At 67.2% G+C, this 7,458-nt stretch carries 9 protein-coding genes; 1 reads left to right on the plus strand and 8 read right to left on the minus strand.

Going from position 1 to position 7,458, the window contains the following annotated elements; translation table 11 throughout:
- Positions 1 to 279 (minus strand): nucleoside hydrolase (locus Q4F73_RS10285; protein WP_303359256.1); only part of this gene is annotated, 279 nt, incomplete at its 3' end.
- Entirely contained in the window at positions 276 to 1,235 is a 960-nt protein-coding gene (locus tag Q4F73_RS10290) for a bifunctional riboflavin kinase/FAD synthetase (protein ID WP_303359257.1), read from the minus strand. The genes Q4F73_RS10285 and Q4F73_RS10290, both read right to left, overlap by 4 nt.
- A 30-nt stretch (positions 1,236 to 1,265) precedes the next feature.
- On the opposite strand from Q4F73_RS10290, the gene truB reads away from it, so the two are divergent.
- A complete protein-coding gene (gene truB, locus Q4F73_RS10295; protein WP_303359258.1) occupies positions 1,266 to 2,159 on the plus strand; it encodes a tRNA pseudouridine(55) synthase TruB in 894 nt (297 codons plus the stop codon).
- Positions 2,160 to 2,197: 38 nt separating this feature from the next.
- On the opposite strand, the gene Q4F73_RS10300 is transcribed toward truB, so the two are convergent.
- The 6 genes from Q4F73_RS10300 to rbfA form a co-directional block, all read right to left on the minus strand.
- On the minus strand, positions 2,198 to 2,923 hold the full coding sequence (locus Q4F73_RS10300; RefSeq protein WP_303359259.1) for a hypothetical protein: 726 nt from the start codon (positions 2,921 to 2,923) through the stop codon (positions 2,198 to 2,200).
- Positions 2,924 to 3,053: 130 nt separating this feature from the next.
- Complete coding sequence (locus Q4F73_RS10305) at positions 3,054 to 3,710, minus strand: 4'-phosphopantetheinyl transferase (protein ID WP_303359260.1); 657 nt, start codon at positions 3,708 to 3,710, stop codon at positions 3,054 to 3,056.
- A complete protein-coding gene (locus Q4F73_RS10310) occupies positions 3,703 to 4,515 on the minus strand; it encodes a metallophosphoesterase (protein ID WP_303359261.1) in 813 nt (270 codons plus the stop codon). The genes Q4F73_RS10305 and Q4F73_RS10310 overlap by 8 nt, the downstream gene beginning before the upstream one ends.
- Before the next feature lie 160 nt (positions 4,516 to 4,675).
- Entirely contained in the window at positions 4,676 to 5,959 is a 1,284-nt protein-coding gene (locus tag Q4F73_RS10315; RefSeq protein WP_303359262.1) for an MATE family efflux transporter, read from the minus strand.
- Positions 5,956 to 6,909, minus strand: a complete 954-nt coding sequence (locus Q4F73_RS10320) for a bifunctional oligoribonuclease/PAP phosphatase NrnA (RefSeq protein ID WP_303359263.1) — start codon at positions 6,907 to 6,909, stop codon at positions 5,956 to 5,958. The genes Q4F73_RS10315 and Q4F73_RS10320 overlap by 4 nt, the downstream gene beginning before the upstream one ends.
- Entirely contained in the window at positions 6,909 to 7,343 is a 435-nt protein-coding gene (gene rbfA, locus Q4F73_RS10325) for a 30S ribosome-binding factor RbfA (protein ID WP_303359264.1), read from the minus strand. The genes Q4F73_RS10320 and rbfA overlap by 1 nt, the downstream gene beginning before the upstream one ends.
- Positions 7,344 to 7,458: the final 115 nt, after the last annotated feature.

Consider the following 7,458-nt stretch of genomic DNA (forward strand, 5'->3'; position numbering starts at 1 on the left):
AGGCGCAGGCAACGACACCTCCCCCAGCCCGTTCGTGCCGTGGATGAACGCCGACACCTCGGCCACGGCCCACCCCGCAGGCGACGGCCCCGCGTACACCGGCACATCCGGACGCCCGAAAAGCTCCAACAGAGCGAGGGTGTTGCGGACGGCGTCGTCGACAAGCACATTGCCGTAGGTGCAGGTCACGCCGAGCAGCTCGACCTCGGGGGACGCCAGCGCATAAGCCAGGGCGAAGGCATCGTCGATGCCCGTGTCGACGTCGAGGATGAGTTTCACTCGAGGATCTCCCGGACGCGGGCGACGTCGTTGCGGATGGCGTCGAGAAGCACCTCGACGGAGTCGAATTTCTGCATCTCGCGCACGTAACCGACGAAGGCGACATCGGCCTCGTAGCCGTAGAGGTCGGCGTCGCGGTCGAGGATGAAGGACTCGACGCTGCGGCGCTCGTCGCCGAAGGTCGGGTTGGTGCCCACGGAGATCGCCGCGGGGTAGGCCACACCGGGCTCCATGTCGCCGTCGATGGCGCGGGGGCCGCGGACGGTGAACCAGCCGGCGTAGACACCGTCGGCGGGCAGGGCGACATCATCGGCGAAGTACTGGTTGGCGGTGGGGAAACCCAGCTCCTTGCCGCCGCGCCCGGCACCGCGGACCACCGGTCCGGTGACGGTGTACGGGTGCCCCAGCGCCCACGCGGCGCGCTCGACGTCGCCGGCGTCAAGGAAGTCGCGGATGTTCGAGGAGCAGATGCGCTGGCCGTCGTCGTGCAGCAGGGTGACAATCTCCACGTCGATGCCGTGCTTTTCCCCCAGCTCACGCGCATGATCGGCGGTGCCGGCGGCATCCTTGCCGAAGGTGAAGTTCTCCCCCACCACCACCGCGGACGCCTTGAGCGCACCGCGCAGCAACGTCTCGAAGTACTCCTCCGGGTTCAGGCCCGCGAGCTCCCGGGTGAAATCGACGACGAGAGTGGCATCGATACCCATCTTCCCCGCCAGCTCCAGGCGCTGCTCGAGGGTGGTGAGCATGACCGGCGCGCGCTCCGGCAGGAACACCGACATCGGGTGCGGATCAAAGGTCACCATGACAGCCGGAACGCCGCGTTCGTCGGCCAGCTGGGAGGCACGCTCGATGAGCTGACGATGCCCCCGGTGCACACCGTCGAACACCCCGATCGTCACGATGGACTCCGCCAGCGACTCAGGGACCGTGTCAATTCCGTGCCAAACAATCACGGCTTCAGACTACGGCATACACTTCCCCCTATGACTGATCCCCTGGCCAGTTCCGGACTCGTCGTGGTGGACAAGCCGCAGGGCATGACCTCCCACGACGTCGTCTCCCGCCTCCGCCGTATCTTCTCCACCCGCCGCGTCGGGCACGCCGGCACGCTCGATCCCATGGCGACGGGCGTGCTCGTCGTTGGCATCGAGCGCGGCACCCGTTTCCTCGCGCACCTGGTGGCCACGACGAAGTCCTACGACGCGACGATCCGCCTGGGGGCTGCCACCACCACCGATGACGCGGAGGGTGAGGTTGTGTCGGGGGCGAGTGCGGCGTCGATAAGCGAGGACCAGGTCCTGGCCGCCATGGCCGAGCTCACCGGCGACATCATGCAGCGCCCGGCCGCCGTGAGCGCCATCAAGATCGACGGCAAGCGCGCGCATGAGCGCGTCCGCGCCGGCGAGGACGTGGAGATCCCCGCGCGCCCGGTCACCGTGTCGCGCTTCGAGGCGCTTGCTTATCGACGCTCCGGTGACCACCTCGACATCGACGTCACCGTCGACTGCTCGTCGGGCACCTACATCCGCTCCCTGGCCCGCGATCTCGGTTCGGCGCTGGGTGTCGGCGGGCACCTCACCGCTCTCCGACGCACCGAGGTCGGCCCCTTCCTGCTGGCCGACGCTCTCACGCTGGAGGAGCTGGAGGAGTCGCCGCGCCTGTCGCTGTCGTTGGACGAAGCGCTGGCCCGCTCCTACCCCGTCCTCGAGGTGACCGACGAGGAGGCCGAGGCCCTGGCCATGGGCAAGTGGCTCGAGCCGCGGGGGTTGGACGGCGTGCACGCTGCCGTGGCGCCGGACGGGCGCTCCATCGCGCTGATCAAGGAGAAGGGCAAGCGCCTGGCCACGGTGTTCGTGGCGCGGCCGAATACGCTGTAGAAGTTCCGACTCTGTTTTTCTGGTCGGTACGACTCTGTTCACTGGCCTGTGCGAGACTCAAGCAGCTTCGGCACCCGTGAGCTGCTCATGAGGTAGTCCCGCAGGTCGCGGTCCAGCATGGCAGCTAACCGTAAGGTGTCACGGTGAGCATCTACTGCACTGATTCGTGCCTTCTGGCCCTTGAGGGGCAGACCATTGATCAAGGGCTCATGATGGGCAACTCGGTTCCTCAGCTCGTTGACGCGAGAGACCACCGCCAACGCATAGTCGCGATTCCACCGGGCCCCGTCATTCCTGGCTACGGCACGCCCACCCGGGAATGCCTTGTCCAGTACACCGCGCCACAGGCGTTCGTAGTCACATCGACTGCGACGAGGTTCCTTTCCGACGTAGTCACCTCGGTCAAGTAGACCTCGCCAGAATCCGAACATGCACTGTGCCACCAACTTATCGGCATTCTTCGGTTCCCCGATCCTTTTCCAGGCCACATGAAGTGCATTGAGGGAACGGTCGTCTAATGGCATCTCTGGGTTGGCGTACCACTTGGAACCCCACTCAACCTCCAGTCGCTCCGCCATTGCGTTACGCAGCGCCACCTCTAGAATCGCCAGGTCAGCCAGAAACGCGACCGCAAGATCCCGGTCCCACAGATAGAGTTCCCGTGCAAGATCTGAATCCCCGTCAGCCGCCGACAGGTATGTCCCCATTCTTGTCGGTGTGATGGAGCGATCTAATGCTGCGCAGAAATGGGCGGGCAGTGTCATTGGACCGGGGCTCCTGTTAAGGCTATTCTTGACGACGAAGTCCCCGGCATACGCCTCTGTCGAACGAGAGTCGGCACGCAGCCGGGGTTTTTCGTTGCCTAGTGTAGGACGAAGCTGGGGTCGTTGCCCCCTACGTCACCGCCGTCGCCGCGATCACGTACCCGTCTTCCACCATCCACCGGCCGCAGATGAACGGCACCGGGGTGGGGCGTACCAGCAGGTAAGAGACGAAGGTGCCGTCGGAGCGGACGTCGATCTCGGCGTCCTCGAAGCCCAGCCAGCGGTGGGTCATGGGGAACCACGCCTTGTAGGTGGCCTCCTTGGCGCAGAACAGCAGGCGGTCGGCGCACTCGATGCCCTCGTTCTGCAGGCGCTCGAGCTGCGGCATCTCCCCCGGGCGTGCGATGGACCCGATGACCTCGCGCGGGAGCGGGTCGGCGGGTTCGGCATCCAGACCCATGGAACGCACGTGGGTGCGCGGGGCAACGACCGCCGCGCGGAAGCCCTCCGTGTGTGTCATGGAACCGGTGATGTCCTGCGGCCACAGGGGCATGCCTCGCTCACCGCGGAGGATGGGTTCATTCGACCACTCCCCCAGGTCACGCAGCGCCTGGTGGGCGCACCAGCGGGCGTCACCGAACTCGGCCTTGCGCACGTCGACGGAGTGGGAGACGAGCGCCTGCTCCAGGGGGTGGAGGCCGTGGTAGTTCTGCAGGTCGGGGCGCTCGCGGTCGGTGATGACGTAACAGAAGCGCGCGGCATCCGGGAAGAGGGAGGAATTAAGCATCGTGCCCACCTCCCAGGCGCATGACCGGGTAGGGCCAGGGGTTGAGGTGCCCGTGGCGTTCCCATTCCCGCGGATAACCGAGGGAGACCTCGATGTGCGGGATGCCCGCGACCTCCGTGGTGCCCGGCATGTGGAGGTGCCCGTAGATGACGGCCTCGGCGTGATAGCGCTCCGCCCAGGTACGGGTGTGGCGGGTACCGCACCACAGGGCGATCTCCGGGTGCCGCATGACCAGGGTGGGCTCCTGCACGAGGGGCCAGTGGTTGATGAGGATGGTGGGGCCGTCGATAAGCGACAGCCGCTTGATGGAATACGCGAGCCGGTCCCAGCACCACGCACGCACATCGACGAAGGGGGCGATGGCGAACTCATCCGTCATCATGATCTGCCGGTCATGGGCCGCCTTCACCGCCTGCTCGACGGTCATGCCGGGGCCGCGGAAGGAGTAGTCGTAGAGGGTGAACAGCGGCACGAGGGTGACGCCGCCGAACGTGGGGTACGGGTCCTCCGGGGTGAGCACGTCGATGGCGCGGAGGGCGTCGACCAGCTCGGTGTACTTGTCGCGGCCCTGGTAGCGATCCTGGGAACGGGAGAAGAGCTCGTGGTTGCCCGGCACCCAGATGACCTGGGCGAAGCGCTGGCGCAACTGGGTGAGGATCCGCACGACGAGGTCGGTGCGCTCGGCGACATCGCCGGCGACGATGAGCCAGTCCGAGGGGTCCTCGGGCTGGATCTCATCGATCCGGGCGGTGTTCGCCTTGACCGCGCCGTGCAGGTCGCTGACGGCCCACAGCGTTGTGCTCATGCGCACCTCCTTCCTTTGTATGTACCACAGGGGCTGGGCTTGTCCGGAAATCCGTGCCAACTGGGAGTCCGCGTTGACACGTGAAGTTTCGGAGCCCTGCGCGTTTTCCCAGTTCGCGGAGTGTTACGTGTGGGGTTCACGTGCGAACGGTAAGTAATACCTACTCCACCACCGCCCAGCGCATCGACTGGAAGCGCCACACCACGGCCGCCAGCCGGATGATGATGAAGGCGAGGAGGCCGAACCAGATGCCGGTGAGGCCGGTATCGAAAAGCAGCGCCAGCCAGACGCCGGGCAGGAAGCCACCGAGCACCGAGGCGATGGTGATGGTGCGCAGGAAAGCCGCGTCACCCGCGCCGAGGAGGACGCCATCTAGTGCGAAGACCACGCCGCCGAGGATGATCATGGCGATCATGAGCCACCAGGGCCCCGTGATGGCCTCGAGGACACCGGCATCGGTGGAGAAAATACCGGGGATGAATCCGGCGCCGAGGGCGAACACCCCACCGAGAGCGCCGGCGAAGACGAAGGAATAGAGCGTCACCTTGCGTCCGACGCTTTTCGCCACGTCCACGGTCCCCCGGCCCAGCGCCGCCCCGGTGAGCGCCTGCGCGGCGATGGCGAGGGAATCGAGCACGAGCGTGATGAAGTTCCACAGCTGCAGCATGATCTGGTGTGCGGCCAGGGACGAGGTGCCGAAACGCGCCGCCACGGCCGCCGCGGAGATGAACGCCACCTGGAAGGACAGGGACCGGAGGATGAGGTCCCGGCCCATGACCAGTTGTCGCCGCATGATCGTCCAGCGGGGACGCCAGCTCCCCTGATGCTCGCGCCGCAGCGCCAGCAGGAACAGCGTCGAGGTGATCGTGATGCCCACGACATTGGCCATGGCGGACCCGGGGAGCCCGTACGCGCCGACCAGGATGGGAATGAGGATTGCGCCCGGGATGACGCCGGCGAGGGTGTACCAGAGCGGACTGCGGGTGTTCTGCACACCGCGCAGCCACCCGTTGCCCGCCATGATGATGAGGGTGAGCGGGATGGCGATGCACTCGATGCGGATCCACTCGGCGGCGGCCGCGGCGATCTCCGCATCGCCGGTCAGCCACTGGCCGATGCGCCCGGCGAGAACGAAGACGATCGCGGCCAGAAACAGCCCGACGCCGAGCCCCACCCAGGTGGCCTGCACCCCCTCGGCGACTGCTTCTTCACGACGCCCCGCCCCGTACAGCCGCGAGGCCCGCGCCGTGGTGCCGTAGGACAGGAAGGTCAGTTGGGTGGTCACCGTCGACTGGACCGTGGCGCCGACGGCGAGTGCGGCGAGTTCGAAGGCCCCCAGGCGGCCGACGACGGCGGTGTCCAGAAGCAGGTAGAGCGGGGTGGCGGACAGGACGCCCAGCGCCGGGAGAGCCAGCGCGAAAATCTGCCGGGCGGAGACCGTCACCGCCGGCGGAGCTCCTCCACCAGGGCGGCGGTGGCCTCGGCGGCGGTGCCGCGGAAGGTGTAACCCGCCGCCGGGATGTGCCCGCCGCCACCGAGCGCCACGGCCACGCGGGAGACGTCCATGTCGTTGGAGCGTAACGACGCGTGCCACACGCCGGGCTCGCTTTCCTTGAACACAGCACCCAGATCGGTGCCGTCAAGCGAGCGCACGAAATCGACCAGTCCCTCCACGGCCGACAGGGATCCGGAACGGACCAGATCGTGGTCGGCGATGATGAGCGCCAGGCGGTGGTTCCCGGCCTCATGGACCTCGACGCTGGCCAGGGCCCGACCGATCAAACGGAGATCGGCGACAGAGCCGGAGTCGAGGAGATCGACGGCGATGGAGCGGACGTCGAGACCCGTGTCCATGAGGCGGGCGGCGAAGGTGTGCATGGCGGGGCTGCCCCAGCGGAAGCTGCCGGTGTCGGTGAGCAGTCCCGCGTAGAGGGCGTGGGCGATCGGCGGTTCGAGGTCGATGCCCATGATGTCGAAGAGGCGGCCGAGGACGGTGGTGGTGGATTCGGCGTCGAAATCCAGCAGGTTGACGCGGCCGAAACCCTCGTTGGAGGAGTGGTGATCGATGACCACGGTGTCCTCCGAACGTGCGGCGATGGCCCCGGCGAGGGTGCCGGCACGGTCGATAGAGCCGCAGTCGACGGTGACGATGAGGTCGACGTCCGGCAGATGATCGACCAACTGCACCTCCTGGGCACCAGGAATGGTGAGCAGATTGGCGGCGAAGGGCTCGGCCTGGCCGATGAGCCCCACCGCCTGCTTACCCAGCTGTCGCAGGGCGCCGACGGTCGCGCAGATGGAGCCGATGGCATCGGCATCCGGGCGTACGTGCCCCACAACGGCCACGGAGCGGGCCGCCGCCATGGCCGCTGCGGCCTCGGCGTAGGAGTGCACTAGCGTTCGTCCGTCTTGTACGGGTTGGCGTCACCGGCCGGCCGCGCGTTCTCCTTGAGCTTGGCCAGCTCCTCATCGCGGGCGCGGGCGCGGGCGAGCAGCTCCTCCATGTGGGCGGAGGCCTCCGGGACGGTGTCCACCTCGAAGGAGAGCGTCGGGGTGAAGCGCACGCCGAGCTGATCTCCGACGATCTTGCGCAGCTGACCGCGGGCGCGGTGCAGGGCCTCGGCGGCCTCATCGTAGTCCGGCTCGTCCTCAATGGAGCGACCACGGACGGTGTAGAACACGGTGGCATCGTGCAGATCACCGGTGACCCGGGTGTCGGTGACGGTGACCAGCTCGAGGCGACGGTCCTTGACCTCGCGTTCAATGGCCGAGGCCACGATCGTCTGGATGCGCTTGGCCAAGCGGGCGGCGCGGGCATGATCAGCCATGTCGGTCTCCTTGAGTCCGGGTACAGATACGATCACTCATTCTACCCGTCGCCCGGCCTCACGGTCCGAGTGCGGTAGGCAGCGCCGTCGCAGGGCCTGAGCACCAACCCGCAGT

The organism is Corynebacterium sp., assembly GCF_030535495.1.
Classification (GTDB): domain Bacteria; phylum Actinomycetota; class Actinomycetes; order Mycobacteriales; family Mycobacteriaceae; genus Corynebacterium.

Excerpts from the sequence above, each read along its gene's own strand:
- truB (WP_303359258.1), top strand. The coding sequence starts at position 1,266 with ATGACTGATCCCCTGGCCAGTTCCGGACTCGTCGTGGTGGACAAGCCG.
- rbfA (WP_303359264.1), bottom strand. The coding sequence starts at position 7,343 with ATGGCTGATCATGCCCGCGCCGCCCGCTTGGCCAAGCGCATCCAGACG.
- Q4F73_RS10305 (WP_303359260.1), bottom strand. The coding sequence starts at position 3,710 with ATGCTTAATTCCTCCCTCTTCCCGGATGCCGCGCGCTTCTGTTACGTC.
- Q4F73_RS10300 (WP_303359259.1), bottom strand. The coding sequence starts at position 2,923 with ATGACACTGCCCGCCCATTTCTGCGCAGCATTAGATCGCTCCATCACA.
- Q4F73_RS10310 (WP_303359261.1), bottom strand. The coding sequence starts at position 4,515 with ATGAGCACAACGCTGTGGGCCGTCAGCGACCTGCACGGCGCGGTCAAG.